Source organism: Escherichia sp. 20412-1 (genome assembly GCF_003027595.1).
Taxonomy (GTDB): domain Bacteria; phylum Pseudomonadota; class Gammaproteobacteria; order Enterobacterales; family Enterobacteriaceae; genus Escherichia; species Escherichia marmotae.
The window spans coordinates 105964-122719 of sequence record NZ_PYQM01000008.1 but is presented as its reverse complement, the minus strand read 5'-3'; the positions used below and the strand labels follow the sequence as shown (position 1 = coordinate 122719).

Genomic DNA, 16756 nt, shown 5'->3' with positions numbered 1-16756 from the left:
GCCGTTTTTTACTTATTATTTATGCTGATTCGTCAATGTCGAGACGGGCAAGGAAATTGCGAATCCCTTCACGCGATAAAAACTGCGCAACTTTTTCTTGCTCACTATGAGTCATATTGTCTATCGCGCTGATTATTTGCCGGTAAGCCGGAGTTCGCATACCAGGTGCGTATTCAGCAAGAGGTTCTTCGGCCTCGAGAAAAACCGGCGTGTTATGGAAGGCCGGTGTGTTTTGAATAAACTCGCAAACCTGCGTATCGATCAGAATAAGTCTGGCACGGCCGCCCTTCACGCCGGGAAATTTTTCCGTTTTCCAGCCTTTTTCTCTAATCCAGCGGTTAACGGTTTGTTTAGCCACGCCGAGGCATTCCGCCAGTTCTTCGGTGGTCATTTTATTGCGTAATCTTTTCATATTATTTGCTGTTGCGAATCCCTAAGCGTTGTAATAACCCGATAATCCCTTCCCGCAGAAGCAAGGATGTAAACTGTTTTTGTTCAGTTGCCGTCATCTCTTTCGCCAGCGTCGCTAACAGCACTTCAAGCGGCGCATCGCCAGACAGGGCGGGTATTTCTCCCTGACACTGTGGGCGTTCTGCATTGCGAATATATTCACGAACCTGTTCATTGATGTGTACCAGTCGGGCCTTGCCACCCTGGACGCCTGGTTTTGGTGATGTCGTCCAGCCTTCCTTGCGTACCCATTTATTAATGGTCTGGCGGCTATAACCGGTCAGTCTGGCAAGTTCATCTGGCGTCATCCTCTCCTTGAACATAACAATTCCCTGAATAGTTGTGGGTCTATTAAGTGTTCATTTTATAGCATCAATTTACAGGAAACCGTGATATGAATAACTACTGAATGCGAGACGTAATCCAAAAATGTTCATTTGCCTGATTTTTCAGCGATTGAAACCAGGTGCTGCAATTTGCCGTTGACACATAAGGGCGGAATTCATATGATGCCGCCCGTCAACTCGACAAGCTTTACGTGACGGGGCTATAGCTCAGCTGGGAGAGCGCTTGCATGGCATGCAAGAGGTCAGCGGTTCGATCCCGCTTAGCTCCACCAAATTTTGCACCCAGCAAATTTGGTACGTAAACGCCTCGTGGGGCTATAGCTCAGCTGGGAGAGCGCTTGCATGGCATGCAAGAGGTCAGCGGTTCGATCCCGCTTAGCTCCACCAAATTTCAAACCCTCGCTGCGAAGCGGGGGTTTTTTGTCTCTGCTTTTTGCCGCTTTTGTAATACAGTCCACGCCCGGGTTAGCGCCGCCTGGTGAAAACATCACTGGACAAAAAAACAGCAGCAGGCCGGCCCCTGTTTGCTTCGCGATGCGAATAAACTTATTATTTGTGTGCCTGAAAAACCCGATCAGTGAGAGTAGTGTACTCATGTTTGTGGAGCATAACCTGATAAAAAATATCAAGATATTCACACTGGCGTTTACGCTCACCGTGGTACTTATTCAGCTATCTCGTTTTATTTCGCCACTTGCAGTTATCCATTCCAGTTATATCTTTCTGGCGTGGATGCCTCTGTGCGTAATGCTGTCAATAGTGTTCATCTTTGGCTGGCGTGGTGTCGTTCCCGTTTTATGCGGGATGTTTTGCACTAATCTGTGGAATTTTCATCTCTCATTTTTGCAAACCGCTGTCATGCTTGGCAGCCAGACTTTCGCTGTGTTGTGTGCCTGTGCAATATTACGCTGGCAGTTGGGAACGCGTTGGCGTTATGGCTTGACCACCCGAAACGTCTGGCAACGTCTCTTCTGGCTTGGTTTGGTGACGCCGATCGGCATCAAATGCAGCATGTATCTTGTAGGCAACTTCTTTGATTTCCCGCTAAAAATATCGACATTTTTCGGGGATGCAGATGCTATTTTCACGGTCGTTGATTTGCTTAGCCTTTTCACTGCGGTGTTGATTTACAACATGTTCTTTTACTATCTCACTCGCATGATTGTAAGCCCCCACTTTGCGCAGATATTGTGGCGCAGAGATATCGCACCGTCACTGAACAAAGAGAAACGTGCATTTACCTTAAGCTGGCTTGCTGTTCTTACCGTGCTGCTACTTCTGATGTGTACGCCTTATGAAAACGACTTCATTGCCGGTTATCTGGTGCCCGTTTTCTTTATCATCTTTACTCTTGGTGTCGGTAAACTTCGCTATCCGTTTTTAAATCTCACCTGGGCTGTCTCGACTCTTTTCCTCCTGAATTACAACCAGAACTTTTTACAAGGGGTGGAAACAGAATATTCGCTGGCATTTATTCTGGCGGTACTGATTTCTTTTAGCGTTTGCCTGCTCTACATGGTGCGCATTTATTATCGTAGTGAATGGCTTAACCGTCGCTGGCATTTGCAGGCGCTGACCGACCCTTTAACGCTATTACCCAACTTTCGCGCGTTGGAGCAATCGCAAGAGCAAGAGGCCGGAAAGAGTTTTTGCTGCCTGCGTATTGATAATCTTGAGTTTATGAGTCGTCATTACGGTCTGGTGATGCGCGTTCATTGCATCCGCTCAATTTACCGTACACTGCTACCGTTGATGCAGGAAAACGAAAAGTTGTATCAACTACCGGGCAGTGAATTGCTGCTGGTACTGACCGGGCCGGAAACGGAAGGGCGGCTACAGCATATGGTTAATGTCCTCAATAGTCGGCAGATTCACTGGAACAACACCGGCCTGGATATGGGCTACGGCGCGGCCTGGGGGCGTTTTGATGGCAATCAGGAAACCCTGCAGCCCATGCTGGGGCAGTTAAGCTGGCTGGCGGAACAATCCTGCGTTCATCATCACGTTCTGGCGTTGGATAATCGAGAGGAGATGGCGTCCGGGCAGACTACCAAACAGGTGCTATTGCTGAACACCATTCGTAAAGCATTAGATAATGGTGATTTGCTTCTCTACGCCCAGCCCATTCGTAACAAAGAGGGACAAGGCTATGATGAGATCCTTGCTCGTCTGAAATATGACGGCGGCATTATGACGCCGGATAAATTTCTGCCACTTATCGCCCAGTTTAACCTAAGCGCGCGTTTCGATTTGCAGGTGCTGGAATCCCTGTTGAAGTGGCTGGCAACTCACCCTTGTGACAAAAAAGGACCGCGATATTCGGTAAATTTAATGCCGCTCACTCTGCTACAAAAAAATATCGCCGGACGGATTATTCGCCTGTTTAAGCGTTATCACATCTCCCCGGAGGCTGTCATTCTCGAAATCACCGAGGAGCAGGCGTTTTCTAACGCAGAAAGCAGTATGTATAACATTGAACAACTGCATAAATTTGGCTTCCGTATTGCGATTGATGACTTTGGCACTGGCTATGCCAACTACGAGCGGTTAAAACGTTTGAAGGCCGATATCATCAAGATTGATGGCGTCTTTGTGAAAGATATCGTCACGAACACGCTGGATGCGATGATTGTGCGCTCGATTACCGATCTGGCGAAAGCGAAGTCGTTAAGTGTGGTTGCAGAGTTTGTAGAGACGCAACAGCAGCAAGCGCTATTGCATAAACTTGGGGTGCAATATCTGCAAGGATATTTAATTGGTCGCCCGCAGCCATTAGTTGATTAGCAGGGATAAAAAAGCCGGGGATAAATAATCCCCGGCTTTTTTAATGGATTGCCTTACAGCACCAGTGCTGCGATTGATGCAGAAAGCACACTCACCAGCGTAGAACCATAAACCAGTTTCAGACCGAAACGAGAAACCACGTTACCTTGCTCTTCGTTCAGACCTTTAACCGCGCCCGCGATAATCCCGATAGAAGAGAAGTTAGCGAAGGATACCAGGAACACAGAGATGATGCCTTCAGCACGCGGAGAGAGCGTAGAGGCAATTTTCTGCAGATCCATCATCGCAACGAATTCGTTGGAAACCAGTTTGGTCGCCATGATGCTGCCTACTTGCAGTGCTTCACTGGAAGGAACACCCATCACCCATGCAATCGGATAGAAGATGTAGCCCAGGATGCCCTGGAAGGAGATGCTGTAGCCAAACCAGCCAGTCACGGTAGCAAACAGGGCGTTCAGTGCTGCGATCAAGGCGATAAAGCCGATTAGCATTGCTGCAACGATAATGGCTACTTTGAAGCCCGCCAGAATGTACTCACCCAGCATTTCGAAGAAGCTCTGACCTTCGTGCAGGTTGGACATCTGAATGTTTTCTTCGCTGGCATCAACACGGTACGGGTTGATCAGCGACAGTACGATAAAGGTGCTGAACATGTTCAGTACCAGCGCTGCAACCACGTATTTCGGTTCCAGCATCGTCATGTATGCGCCAACGATGGACATCGACACGGTGGACATCGCCGTGGCTGCCATAGTGTACATACGATTACGGGAGATTTTGCCGAGGATATCTTTATAGGCGATAAAGTTCTCGGACTGACCCAGAATCAGGGAGCTGACGGCGTTAAAAGATTCCAGCTTGCCCATTCCGTTGACTTTGGAAAGCAGGAAGCCAATCGCGCGGATAATCACCGGCAACACGCGAATGTGCTGGAGAATACCGATCAATGCAGAGATAAAGACGATTGGGCACAGCACTTTCAGGAAGAAGAACGCCAGGCCTTGATCATTCATGCTACCAAAGACAAAGTTAGTACCTTCGTTGGCAAACCCGAGCAGTTTTTCAAACATTTCGGAGAAGCCTTTCACGAAGCCCAGACCAACGTCAGAGTTCAGGAAGAACCACGCCAGTAACACTTCGATAACAAGCAGTTGAATTATATAACGGATACGAATTTTTTTGCGGTCGCTGCTTGCCAGCAATGCGAGAATCGCAACAACGGCTAGTGCCAGTACAAAATGAAGGACGCGGTCCATATTTGCTCCAAATATGAGGCAGGTTAAGTTTCCGTGCACATTCTATGTAACATGGTTAAGGAAAACGAGATCTGACACACACTATAATGATGTCCTGTGACAAGCTTCAAAAATAGTGAGCTGTTATACATTTCTGCTATGTTGTGTATGGAAGCTGAAAGTTATGTAAATGTGCTAACATTAAACATAATTATAACATTTAACTCATCAATCTTTTCGTAGTCATAATCCTGGCCTATCAGAGAAATCACCCTAATCCAATTAAATGAATTTGATAATCATTCTCGTTTAGCATAGCATGAAACATAGCAAAGGCTATGTTTTAGAGGCACAACAAGATGACAAACTATCGCGTTGAGAGTAGCAGTGGACGGGCGGCGCGCAAGATGAGGCTCGCATTAATGGGACCTGCGTTCATTGCAGCGATTGGTTATATCGATCCCGGTAACTTTGCGACCAATATTCAGGCGGGAGCCAGCTTCGGCTATCAACTGCTATGGGTTGTTGTCTGGGCGAACCTGATGGCGATGCTGATTCAGATTCTTTCAGCCAAACTGGGGATAGCCACCGGTAAAAATCTGGCAGAGCAAATCCGCGATCACTACCCGCGCCCCGTAGTGTGGTTCTATTGGGTTCAGGCGGAAATTATTGCGATGGCGACCGACCTGGCGGAATTTATTGGCGCAGCGATCGGTTTCAAACTGATTCTTGGTGTTTCGTTGTTGCAGGGGGCGGTGCTGACGGGTATCGCGACTTTCCTGATTTTAATGCTGCAACGTCGCGGGCAAAAACCGCTGGAGAAAGTGATTGGCGGGCTACTGCTGTTTGTCGCCGCGGCTTACATTGTCGAGCTGATTTTCTCTCAGCCTAACCTGGCGCAGTTGAGTAAAGGGATGGTGATTCCGAGTTTACCAACCTCGGAGGCGGTCTTCCTGGCGGCTGGCGTGTTAGGGGCGACGATTATGCCGCACGTGATTTATTTGCACTCTTCGCTCACTCAGCATTTACATGGTGGTTCGCGTCAACAACGTTATTCCGCCACCAAATGGGATGTGGCTATTGCCATGACTATTGCCGGTTTTGTTAATCTGGCGATGATGGCAACGGCTGCCGCCGCGTTCCATTTTTCCGGTCATACGGGGGTCGCTGATCTTGACGAAGCCTACCTGACGCTGCAACCGCTGTTAAGCAATGCTGCCGCGACGGTCTTTGGTTTAAGTCTGGTGGCGGCGGGGCTTTCGTCAACGGTGGTGGGAACATTGGCGGGGCAGGTAGTGATGCAGGGATTCATTCGCTTCCATATTCCGCTGTGGGTGCGCCGTACCGTGACCATGTTGCCATCTTTTATTGTTATTCTGATGGGGCTGGATCCGACGCGGATTCTGGTCATGAGTCAGGTGCTGCTAAGTTTTGGTATTGCCCTGGCGCTGGTGCCACTGTTGATTTTCACCAGTGACAGTAAGTTGATGGGCGATCTGGTTAACAGCAAATGGGTTAAACAAACCGGTTGGGTGATTGTAGTACTGGTGGTCGCGTTGAATATCTGGCTGCTGGTGGGAACGGCACTAGGGTTGTAGTTCAACTGGCGTCGCATGTGGTGCCACTGGCGGATGCGGCGTAAACACCTTATCCGCCCTACGTGTTTAATGGCGCGGGTTTGTAGGCCTGATAAGACGCTCCAGCGTCGCATCAGGCATCGTACTCCATTGGCGAATGTGTTTAATGACGGTGCCCATGTCCACGACCTTTTCCGCGATGATCATCACGGTCGCGCCAGCCTTCGCGGTAGCCTCGTTCATACGCTTTACGCTTATCCCAGCCACGGTGGTAGCCATTATCGTGACGCCACCAGCGGTTTTTACGCCATTCGTAATTACGGTGCCAGTAATCACGGTCGCGCCAGTGACCACCGTCCCAATAATTACCGTAATGATCGCGATCGCCAATTTGTAATTTTATCGATGGCAGTAGGGTAATTTCACCTGCGTTTGCCGCAAGTGGGGTAAATACCATCAGGGCGGCCGCCAGAAACAGTGACCTGAACATTGTTATTCTCCTTCACGATCGAAGCCGTCAGCGGCCTGTTAACGCAATATTACGGGGAGGTAAAGCCCCGTTTCATCGCCATAACTCTTAAATCGTGAGGGAGAGCATTTTTTGTTAAAGCTTATCGTGGGGGGCTGTTGCTTCGGGCGATTCACAATCATCATTGGTTTACCTGCCAGCAATAGCCACGCCGGAAGCATGACGATACAAAGCAGCGGTAGCAAAGTGGTATCAGGTACAACGACCGCCGCCATAAACAGACTTAACCAGCCATCGCGCGTCACCACCAGTACTATGCCGAGAATAGCGCAGGAAACGGTAATCGCCGCCGGGACTGCGGGAACATGTTCATGCAGCATCAACCCTAACGCTACGCCAACAAACACGGCCGGGAAGATTCGCCCACCACGAAATCCGCTGGCGGCGGCAATAACCAGGGCGGCAAGTTTAATGAGCGCCAGCAAAAAGTAATCGCTGGCGCTCAAAGCCTGATTCATCACCATTTGCTGCATCTCATCCAGTCCTTTAAACAGTGAGACAGGTCCGCCGATGACGCCCAGAATACCCAGCATAAAACCGCCAACTCCCAGCATGAGTACTGGGTTTTTAATCTGATGCATCATCGCGTGCAACCGTGGCAGACACCACACAGCAACCATCCCCGCAGCGATGGCAATCGTCGCCACAATGGCACCGCTGATGATGTCGGTCATCTGCATCTGTTCGTAATGCGCAATGGGTAGCGAAAAATGAGGATGAAAAAATAGACTTGTGGTCAGAGCACCAGTCGCCGCCGCCATTAACGGTGCAAAGAGCCGATCCCATAGCGGGACTTCATTACTGCCATTTAAGGTTTGCGAAAATATCAACGCTGCCGCAACAGGTGTACCAAACAGCGCGCCGATAGTTCCGGCTGAGGCTAAAATAGTCCACTCCATCCGGTGAACTCGTGGTAACAGACGAGTGCCAATCGCCACTGCGAGAGCGATATTAACGGTCATGATCGGATGTTCCGGCCCGAGGCTGACGCCACCAGCAAGACCGAGAATTAATGCCAGGATCAGTCCCGGTAGCGCAGAGGGGGGAACCGGTGCGCCGATCAGTGGTTCACTGGCCGGATCTGGCCCGGCATGACCCTGGCTGAAACGGATAACCAGTCCTACCGCGATCCCTGTCAGCGTTAATATTCCGATGATCCACAGCGGTGAGTCCTGAGCTAACCCCAGACTTTCCGGTAGTCGTTGCCAGAGCAAACTCTGTAATACCGAGGCGATTTTCATCACTACAATCAGAATAAGACTGGACGCAATCCCAATTGCCACTGCGGGAAGCGATAATAACAACATGGTTCTGGCTCGCGGATGGAGCATGTTCTATTCCTTATGCGGGATCAGATACTTAGTTTGCCCAGCTTGCATAAAGGCATCGCTGCAATTGGTGCTGAAACGATAAAGTAATTGTGTGACCCAGATCGATATTTACAGGGAGCCAGCCTTTCCGGCGTTGTTGTTATGCCCCCAGGTATTTACAGTGTGAGAAAGAATTCTTTTGACTTTAGCGGAGCAGTAGAAGAATGACAAAGTATGCATTAGTCGGTGATGTGGGCGGCACCAACGCACGTCTTGCCCTGTGTGATATTGCCAGTGGCGAAATCTCGCAGGCTAAAACCTATTCAGGGCTTGATTATCCCAGCCTGGAAGCGGTCATTCGCGTTTATCTCGAAGAACATAAGGTTGAGGTGAAAGACGGCTGTATTGCCATCGCTTGCCCAATCACCGGTGACTGGGTGGCAATGACCAACCACACCTGGGCATTTTCGATTGCTGAAATGAAAAAGAGCCTCGGTTTTAGCCATCTGGAAATTATCAATGATTTTACGGCGGTTTCGATGGCGATCCCGATGCTGAAAAAAGAGCACCTGATCCAGTTTGGCGGAGCAGAACCAGTAGAAGGTAAACCAATCGCGGTGTACGGTGCCGGAACAGGGCTTGGGGTTGCGCATCTGGTCCATGTAGATAAACGCTGGATCAGCCTGCCGGGTGAGGGCGGTCACGTTGATTTTGCGCCAAATAGCGAAGAAGAGGCCATTATCCTCGAAATACTGCGTGCGGAAATTGGCCATGTCTCGGCGGAGCGCGTGCTTTCTGGCCCTGGGCTGGTGAATCTGTATCGTGCGATTGTGAAAGCCGATAACCGCCTGCCGGAAAATCTCAAGCCGAAAGATATTACCGAACGTGCACTGGCCGACAGTTGCACCGATTGTCGTCGGGCATTGTCGCTGTTTTGCGTCATAATGGGACGTTTTGGCGGCAATCTGGCGCTCAATCTCGGGACATTTGGCGGTGTGTATATTGCAGGCGGTATCGTGCCGCGTTTCCTCGAGTTCTTCAAAGCTTCTGGTTTCCGCGCCGCTTTTGAAGACAAAGGCCGCTTTAAAGAATATGTCCATGATATTCCGGTTTATCTCATCGTCCATGACAATCCGGGACTTCTCGGTTCGGGCGCACATCTACGCCAGACCTTAGGCCACATCCTGTAAAACCTTCCTGTCATATCGGGAGGAATCTCTCCCGATAGTCATTTAAATCATAGAGTTAATTAGATTTTTCTTTGTGTTTCATCACAAGGCCGACCTGCGTCACACTTCCGTATAACGGGATTAATTATCCAGTAAAAGCATTATTTGTCTGGTAACAGCGATTTGTTTTGCACGTTCATAATTTCACTCGCTAACTATAACCAAGCGAGGAAATAACGATGAGTAAGAAACTGATTGCCCTGTGTGCTTGCCCGATGGGGCTGGCGCACACCTTTATGGCTGCCCAGGCGCTGGAAGAAGCGGCGGTAGAAGCAGGCTATGAAGTGAAAATTGAAACCCAGGGCGCAGATGGCATCCAGAACCGTCTTACGGCGCAAGATATCGCAGAGGCGACCATCATCATCCACTCCGTAGCGGTTACCCCGGAAGATAACGAACGTTTTGAGTCACGCGATGTTTATGAAATCACTTTGCAGGACGCAATTAAAAACGCTGCGGGCATCATCAAAGAAATCGAAGAGATGATTGCCGCTGAACAGGCGTAATTTTTTACAGGGATATTGTTATGGCCATTAAAAAACGCAGTGCAACCGTTGTGCCTGGCGCATCCGGTGCGGCAGCGGCAGTTAAGAATCCGCAGGCCTCTAAAAGCAGCTTCTGGGGTGAACTCCCGCAGCACGTGATGTCAGGGATTTCACGCATGGTGCCGACCTTAATTATGGGCGGTGTGATCCTCGCTTTCAGCCAGTTGATTGCTTATAGCTGGCTGAAAATTCCCGCTGACATTGGCATTATGGATGCGCTCAATAGTGGGAAATTTACCGGTTTCGACCTCTCGTTACTGAAATTTGCCTGGCTGTCGCAGTCGTTTGGCGGTGTGCTATTTGGCTTTGCCATTCCGATGTTCGCCGCCTTTGTGGCTAACTCCATTGGTGGCAAACTGGCGTTCCCTGCAGGGTTTATCGGCGGGTTGATGTCTACCCAGCCCACGCAACTGCTGAATTTTGACCCCAGCACCATGCAGTGGGCGACCTCTTCGCCCGTGCCGTCCACCTTCATTGGCGCGCTGATTATTTCTATTGTCGCGGGTTACCTCGTGAAATGGATGAACCAGAAAATCCAGATGCCGGATTTCCTGTTAGCGTTCAAAACCACTTTTTTATTACCAATTCTTTCCGCCATTTTTGTCATGCTGGCGATGTATTACGTGATCACGCCGTTTGGTGGCTGGATCAACGGTGGCATTCGCGCCATGTTGACGGCAGCAGGTGAAAAAGGCGCGCTGATGTACGCAATGGGAATTGCCGCAGCAACGGCAATTGACCTGGGGGGGCCAATCAACAAAGCGGCAGGTTTCGTTGCCTTCAGCTTTACGACAGACCACGTACTACCCGTCACCGCGCGTTCTATCGCTATTGTTATTCCGCCGATTGGTCTGGGCCTGGCGACCATTATCGACCGTCGTTTAACCGGCAAACGCCTGTTCAACGCCCAGCTTTATCCACAGGGCAAAACCGCCATGTTCCTTGCGTTTATGGGTATCAGTGAAGGTGCTATTCCGTTCGCGCTGGAAAGTCCCATCACCGCCATTCCGTCCTATATGGTAGGTGCGATTGTTGGTTCCACCGCCGCTGTCTGGCTGGGTGCAGTGCAGTGGTTCCCGGAATCTGCTATCTGGGCATGGCCGCTGGTTACTAACCTCGGCGTCTATATGGCGGGGATCGCGTTGGGGGCAATCATCACTGCGCTGATGGTGGTGTTCCTGCGTCTGATGATGTTCCGCAAAGGCAAATTGTTAATCGATAGCCTGTAAGAAGGACAATCCTGATGACATTACTCGCTTCGCTGCGCGACTGGCTTGCGGAACAACAGCTTGATGCGGTGCTTCTCTCTTCACGGCAGAACAAGCAGCCACATCTGGGACTCTCCACCGGATCAGGCTATGTGGTGATTAGCCGTGAGAGCGCGCACATTCTGGTGGACTCACGCTATTACGCGGATGTGGAAGCCCGTGCGCAAGGCTACCAGCTACATTTACTCGATGCGGCGCAGACGCTTGCAACCATCGTCAATCAGCTCATTGCCGATGAGCAACTGCAAACGCTTGGTTTTGAAGGCCAGCAGGTGAGTTGGGAAAGCGCACATCGCTGGCAGACTGAACTCAATGCAACGTTGGTCAGCGCCACGCCGGACGTACTGCGGCAAATCAAAATGCCGGAGGAGGTAGAGAAAATCCGCCTCGCCTGTGGGATTGCCGATCGCGGTGCGCAACATATCCGCCGGTTTATACAGGCGGGGATGAGCGAGCGTGAGATAGCCGCTGAACTGGAGTGGTTTATGCGCCAGCAGGGCGCGGAAAAAGCCTCTTTTGACACCATTGTCGCCAGTGGCTGGCGTGGGGCGCTACCGCACGGCAAGGCCAGCGACAAGATTGTTGCCGCGGGCGAGTTTGTCACTCTCGATTTCGGTGCGCTGTATCAGGGCTACTGTTCTGATATGACGCGCACCTTTCTGGTGAATGGCGAAGGGGTGAGCGCCGAATCTCACCCGCTGTTTAACGTGTATCAGATTGTCCTGCAGGCGCAACTGGCGGCAATCTCTGCGATTCGCCCCGGTGTGCGTTGTCAGCAGGTTGACGACGCCGCGCGTCGGGTGATTACCGAGGCTGGTTATGGCGAGTATTTCGGTCATAACACCGGTCACGCCATCGGTATTGAAGTGCATGAAGATCCGCGCTTTTCACCGCGGGACAGCACGATGCTCCTGCCAGGTATGTTACTGACCGTGGAGCCGGGGATTTATTTGCCAGGGCAAGGGGGCGTGCGCATCGAAGATGTCGTGCTGGTTACCCCGCAAGGCGCAGAAGTGCTGTACGCCATGCCGAAAACAGTGTTGCTCACGGGAGATGCATAATGGATTTATCGCTATTAAAAGCGTTGAGCGAGGCAGATGCGATCGCCTCCTCGGAACAGGAAGTGCGGCAGATCCTGCTGGAGGAAGCGGATCGCCTGCAAAAAAAGGTCCGTTTTGATGGTCTGGGATCGGTGCTGATCCGCCTCAATGAATCGACAGGTCCGAAGGTGATGATCTGCGCGCATATGGACGAAGTGGGATTTATGGTACGCAGCATCTCCTGTGAGGGTGCTATCGACGTGCTGCCGGTTGGTAATGTGCGCATGGCCGCCCGCCAGCTTCAGCCGGTGCGGATCACCACCCGTGAAGAATGCAAAATTCCAGGCCTGCTCGATGGCGAAAGGCAGGGAAATGACATTAGCGCAATGCGCGTGGACATTGGCGCACGTTCTTATGACGAAGTCATGCAGGCGGGAGTTCGTCCGGGCGATCGCGTCACCTTCGATACCACTTTTCAGGTTCTCCCTCACCAGCGGGTAATGGGCAAAGCCTTTGATGACCGCCTCGGTTGCTACCTGCTGGTGACTTTACTGCGCGAGCTGCACGACGCCGAACTCCCTGTGGAAGTCTGGCTGGTGGCCAGTTCCAGCGAAGAGGTTGGCTTACGCGGCGGGCAAACCGCCACCCGCGCAGTGTCGCCGGACGTCGCCATTGTGCTGGATACCGCCTGCTGGGCGAAAAACTTTGATTATGGCGCGGCTAACCATCGCCAGATTGGTAACGGCCCGATGCTGGTGTTAAGTGATAAATCGCTGATTGTGCCGCCAAAATTCATCGCGTGGATTGAAAGCGTGGCGGCAGAAATTGGTGTGCCGTTGCAGGCGGATATGCTCAGCAACGGCGGCACGGACGGTGGAGCGATTCACTTAACCGGCACAGGCATACCCACAGTGGTGATGGGCCCTGCCACCCGCCACGGCCATTGTGCCGCGTCGATTGCCGATTGCCGCGACATTTTGCAAATGCAGCAACTTTTATCTGCACTTATTCAACGTATTACGCGTGAGACCGTTGTTCAACTGACGGATTTCAGATGATCTCCTGATTAACCCGGAGCGGTTATGTTAACGATTCAATTTCTTTGCCCTTTGCCTAACGGTCTTCATGCTCGCCCGGCGTGGGAACTTAAAGAACAGTGCAGCCAGTGGCAAAGTGCAGTGACCTTCATCAACCATCGCCAGAATGCGAAGGCCGATGCAAAAAGCTCGCTGGCACTGATTGGCACCGGAACCTTATTTAATGACAGTTGCAGCCTGAACATTAGCGGCAGCGATGAAGAGCAGGCGCGGCGCGTGCTGGAAGAATATATCCAGGTGCGCTTTATCGACAGCGACAGCGTCCAGCCGACGCAGGCAGAGCTGATGGCACATCCGTTACCGCGTTCATTAAGCCGCCTGAATCCAGATTTGTTGTATGGAAATGTGCTGGCGAGCGGTATCGGCGTTGGTACACTGACCTTATTACAGAGCGATAATCTCGACAGTTATCGCGCGATCCCCGCCTGTGCACAAGATTCCACCCGACTGGAACACAGCTTGGCAACGCTTGCCGAGCAACTGAACCAGCAACTGCGTGAGCGTGACGGCGAAAGCAAAACTATTCTCAGCGCCCATTTGTCACTGATTCAGGATGACGAGTTTTCAGGCAATATCCGTCGGCTGATGGCTGAACAGCATCAGGGGCTGGGCGCGGCGATCATCAGTAATATGGAACAGGTTTGCGACAAACTTTCTGCCTCTGCCAGCGATTACCTGCGTGAGCGGGTCAGCGATATCCGCGATATCAGCGAACAGTTGTTGCATATCACCTGGCCGGAGCTGAAGCCACGCAATAATCTGGTGCTTGAAAAACCGACCATTCTGGTTGCTGAGGATTTAACGCCAAGCCAGTTTTTGAGCCTTGATCTAAAAAATCTCGCGGGCATGATTCTGGAGAAAACCGGGCGCACCTCGCATACCCTGATTCTGGCACGTGCTTCGATGATCCCCGTTCTTAGCGGCCTGCCGCTGGATGCGATAGCACGCTATGCCGGACAACCGGCGGTGCTTGATGCCCAGTGCGGCGTGCTGGCGATTAATCCTGATGACGCGGTGAGTGGTTATTACCAGGTGGCACAGACGCTGGCGGATAAACGTCAGCAGCAACAAGCACTTGCCGCTGCGCAACAGGCGTACTCCCGCGATCACAAGCGTATTGATATTGCTGCGAATATTGGCACTGCTCTGGAAGCACCTGGCGCGTTTGCTAACGGCGCGGAAGGCGTCGGGCTGTTCCGTACCGAAATGCTGTATATGGATCGCGATAGTGCGCCGGACGAGCAGGAACAGTTTGAAGCCTACCAGCAGGTGTTACTGGCAGCGGGCGAAAAGCCGATTATCTTCCGTACGATGGACATCGGCGGCGATAAAAGCATTCCTTATCTCAACATTCCCCAGGAAGAGAACCCGTTCCTCGGCTATCGTGCGGTACGTATTTACCCGGAATTTGCTGGTCTGTTCCGCACTCAACTGCGGGCTATTTTGCGTGCTGCCAGTTTTGGCAACGCTCAGTTGATGATCCCAATGGTGCACAGCCTCGATCAGATCTTATGGGTAAAGAGTGAGATCCAGAAGGCAATCGTTGAGCTTAAACGCGATGGCCTGCGCCATGCAGAATCGATCCCGCTTGGGATCATGGTGGAAGTGCCGTCGGTGTGTTACATCATCGACCACTTCTGTGATGAGGTCGATTTCTTCAGTATCGGCTCCAACGATATGACCCAGTATTTGTATGCGGTCGATCGTAATAATCCGCGCGTATCGCCGCTGTATAACCCGATTACGCCATCATTCCTGCGCATGTTGCGGCAGATCATTACCACTGCGCATCAGCGGGGCAAATGGGTGGGAATTTGCGGGGAGCTGGGTGGCGAAAGCCGCTATCTGCCGCTACTGCTTGGGCTGGGTCTGGATGAGTTAAGTGTGAGTAGCCCACGCATTCCGGCGGTGAAAAACCAGCTTCGGCAACTGGATAGCGAGGCGTGTCAGGAACTGGCGCGTCAGGCGTGCGAGTGCCGCAGCGCGCAGGAAATTGAAGCGTTACTCACTGCGTTTACACCGCAAGAAGACGTTCGTCCGCTGCTGGCGCTGGAGAATATCTTCGTTGATCAGACTTTTAGCAATAAAGAGCAGGCTATTCAGTTCCTGTGCGGCAACCTTGGCGTTAACGGGCGTACTGAGCATCCGTTCGAGCTGGAAGAAGATGTCTGGCAGCGTGAGGAGATTGTCACCACTGGCGTTGGTTTTGGCGTGGCGATCCCGCACACCAAATCTCAGTGGATCCGCCATTCCAGTATCAGTATTGCCCGCCTGGTGAAACCTGTCGACTGGCAGTCAGAGATGGGCGATGTCGAACTGGTGATCATGTTGACGCTGGGCGCTAGCGAAGGAATGAACCATGTGAAAGTCTTTTCGCAACTGGCGCGCAAACTGGTGAATAAAAACTTCCGCCAATCGCTGTTTGCCGCCAAAGATGCTCAAAGTATTCTGACACTGCTCGAAACAGAGCTAACTTTTTAAATTTAGCCCTGAAAACGGGCGCTGTACTCTCCTGGCGTCAGACCAAACTGACGCCGGAAGACGCGACAAAAATAGTCGCTATCCGGAAAGCCGCAGCGTTGTGCTACTTCATGAATTGACAGGTGGTATTTCTGCAAAATCATCCTCGCCTTCGCCATCCGCACCCAACGCACATACTCGATAAATCGCATCGTCCCATGCAGTGCAAACAGTTTTGACAGGTGATTTGGCGTGATATTAAAAAACTGCGCCACATTCTCGCGGGTGAGCGGCTGGGCATAATTATCCTGAACCCAGTTACAAATGCTGTGATAGAGAAAATCGCCGCGCGGCTGCGAATGACCCGGCGGCATATTTACCACGTTGCGGCAAAGATGCAGCAAACTGAGTACCAACGGTTGAATGATATTCTGCTCCAGCGGCGAACGGCTGAGATGGGTGAGGGCGGTGAGTATTGCTTCACCTTCACCGCGTTGCAGGCTGGGAAGCTGGAGCTGGCGAACCGGATGTAACAGTGTGGTGGTGCGGCTATCGTAAAACGACAACCCCAGCCATGTTGGTGCAAACACCAGGCTTAACAACATAACAGGTTTGTTGTTGACCGGTAAATTAGCCGCGCGCGCCGGAATAAACAGTATTTCCCCTTCCACCATGCGTTGCTGTTTTGCTGCCAGTTGATTGCCGTATTCGCCGCGCAGCACAATATCCAGCCGGGGGAAATCAATACATAAACTGCCCACCGGCAACGAGGCGGGCTGGCTGGCAAACCAGACGCGCCCCAGTCGCTGTGGGTTAAGCACCAGGCCGCTGAACAGATCTGCGAAAAATTGTTGATCGGCGGGCAAGCCTGTTGCTTTCATGGAT

At 51.5% G+C, this 16756-nt stretch carries 14 protein-coding genes and 2 tRNA genes; 10 read left to right on the top strand and 6 right to left on the bottom strand.

Annotation, left to right across the window (positions count from 1 at the left end; genetic code table 11):
* Positions 1–19: 19 nt before the first annotated feature.
* Positions 20–412: a MerR family transcriptional regulator gene (locus C7B16_RS08480; RefSeq protein ID WP_000826489.1), complete on the bottom strand. Its 393-nt coding sequence runs from the start codon at positions 410–412 to the stop codon at positions 20–22.
* 1 nt (position 413) lies between these two features.
* A complete protein-coding gene (locus C7B16_RS08475) occupies positions 414–773 on the bottom strand; it encodes a YfeC-like transcriptional regulator (protein WP_000472019.1) in 360 nt (119 codons plus the stop codon).
* A 220-nt stretch (positions 774–993) separates the two neighbouring features.
* Between C7B16_RS08475 and C7B16_RS08470 the strand changes: the two genes are divergently transcribed.
* From C7B16_RS08470 to C7B16_RS08460, 3 genes are all read left to right on the top strand, one after another.
* Positions 994–1069: transfer RNA gene (locus tag C7B16_RS08470), tRNA-Ala, on the top strand.
* Between the two features lie 39 nt (positions 1070–1108).
* Positions 1109–1184, top strand: a tRNA-Ala gene (locus C7B16_RS08465).
* 207 nt (positions 1185–1391) lie between these two features.
* Positions 1392–3581 (top strand): sensor domain-containing phosphodiesterase, encoded by a 2190-nt coding sequence (locus tag C7B16_RS08460; protein WP_001516819.1) that lies wholly within the window; start codon positions 1392–1394, stop codon positions 3579–3581.
* Positions 3582–3634: 53 nt separating this feature from the next.
* Here C7B16_RS08460 and nupC read toward each other — a convergent pair whose 3' ends face one another.
* A complete protein-coding gene (gene nupC / locus C7B16_RS08455; RefSeq protein WP_001516818.1) occupies positions 3635–4837 on the bottom strand; it encodes a nucleoside permease NupC in 1203 nt (400 codons plus the stop codon).
* 338 nt (positions 4838–5175) lie between these two features.
* Between nupC and C7B16_RS08450 the strand changes: the two genes are divergently transcribed.
* Positions 5176–6414 carry an Nramp family divalent metal transporter gene (locus C7B16_RS08450; RefSeq protein ID WP_000186376.1) on the top strand — a complete coding sequence of 413 codons (1239 nt, stop codon included), beginning with the start codon at positions 5176–5178 and terminating at the stop codon, positions 6412–6414.
* Between the two features lie 142 nt (positions 6415–6556).
* On the opposite strand, the gene ypeC is transcribed toward C7B16_RS08450, so the two are convergent.
* Both ypeC and C7B16_RS08440 read right to left on the bottom strand, forming a co-directional pair.
* The gene (ypeC, locus tag C7B16_RS08445) at positions 6557–6883 is read right to left on the bottom strand and encodes a DUF2502 domain-containing protein YpeC (RefSeq protein ID WP_000490087.1); all 327 of its coding nucleotides are present in this window, start codon (positions 6881–6883) and stop codon (positions 6557–6559) included.
* Between the two features lie 38 nt (positions 6884–6921).
* Positions 6922–8253 carry an ion channel protein gene (locus tag C7B16_RS08440; RefSeq protein ID WP_107179573.1) on the bottom strand — a complete coding sequence of 444 codons (1332 nt, stop codon included), beginning with the start codon at positions 8251–8253 and terminating at the stop codon, positions 6922–6924.
* A gap of 203 nt (positions 8254–8456) precedes the next feature.
* Between C7B16_RS08440 and glk the strand changes: the two genes are divergently transcribed.
* From glk to ptsP, 6 genes are all read left to right on the top strand, one after another.
* Complete coding sequence (glk, locus tag C7B16_RS08435) at positions 8457–9422, top strand: glucokinase (RefSeq protein ID WP_000170363.1); 966 nt, start codon at positions 8457–8459, stop codon at positions 9420–9422.
* A 218-nt stretch (positions 9423–9640) separates the two neighbouring features.
* Positions 9641–9967 carry a PTS fructose transporter subunit IIB gene (locus C7B16_RS08430; protein ID WP_000038452.1) on the top strand — a complete coding sequence of 109 codons (327 nt, stop codon included), beginning with the start codon at positions 9641–9643 and terminating at the stop codon, positions 9965–9967.
* 20 nt (positions 9968–9987) lie between these two features.
* Positions 9988–11235 (top strand): PTS fructose transporter subunit IIC, encoded by a 1248-nt coding sequence (locus tag C7B16_RS08425; protein ID WP_001516817.1) that lies wholly within the window; start codon positions 9988–9990, stop codon positions 11233–11235.
* A 14-nt stretch (positions 11236–11249) separates the two neighbouring features.
* On the top strand, positions 11250–12335 hold the full coding sequence (gene ypdF / locus C7B16_RS08420) for an aminopeptidase (protein WP_107179572.1): 1086 nt from the start codon (positions 11250–11252) through the stop codon (positions 12333–12335).
* Positions 12335–13372, top strand: a complete 1038-nt coding sequence (ypdE, locus tag C7B16_RS08415; RefSeq protein ID WP_107179571.1) for an aminopeptidase — start codon at positions 12335–12337, stop codon at positions 13370–13372. Before ypdF ends, ypdE begins: the two co-directional genes overlap by 1 nt.
* A 24-nt stretch (positions 13373–13396) precedes the next feature.
* Positions 13397–15892: a phosphoenolpyruvate--protein phosphotransferase gene (ptsP, locus tag C7B16_RS08410; RefSeq protein ID WP_107179570.1), complete on the top strand. Its 2496-nt coding sequence runs from the start codon at positions 13397–13399 to the stop codon at positions 15890–15892.
* A 2-nt stretch (positions 15893–15894) separates the two neighbouring features.
* Here the strand turns inward: ptsP and C7B16_RS08405 are convergent, their stop codons facing one another.
* Entirely contained in the window at positions 15895–16752 is an 858-nt protein-coding gene (locus C7B16_RS08405) for an AraC family transcriptional regulator (protein ID WP_000648321.1), read from the bottom strand.
* Positions 16753–16756: the final 4 nt, after the last annotated feature.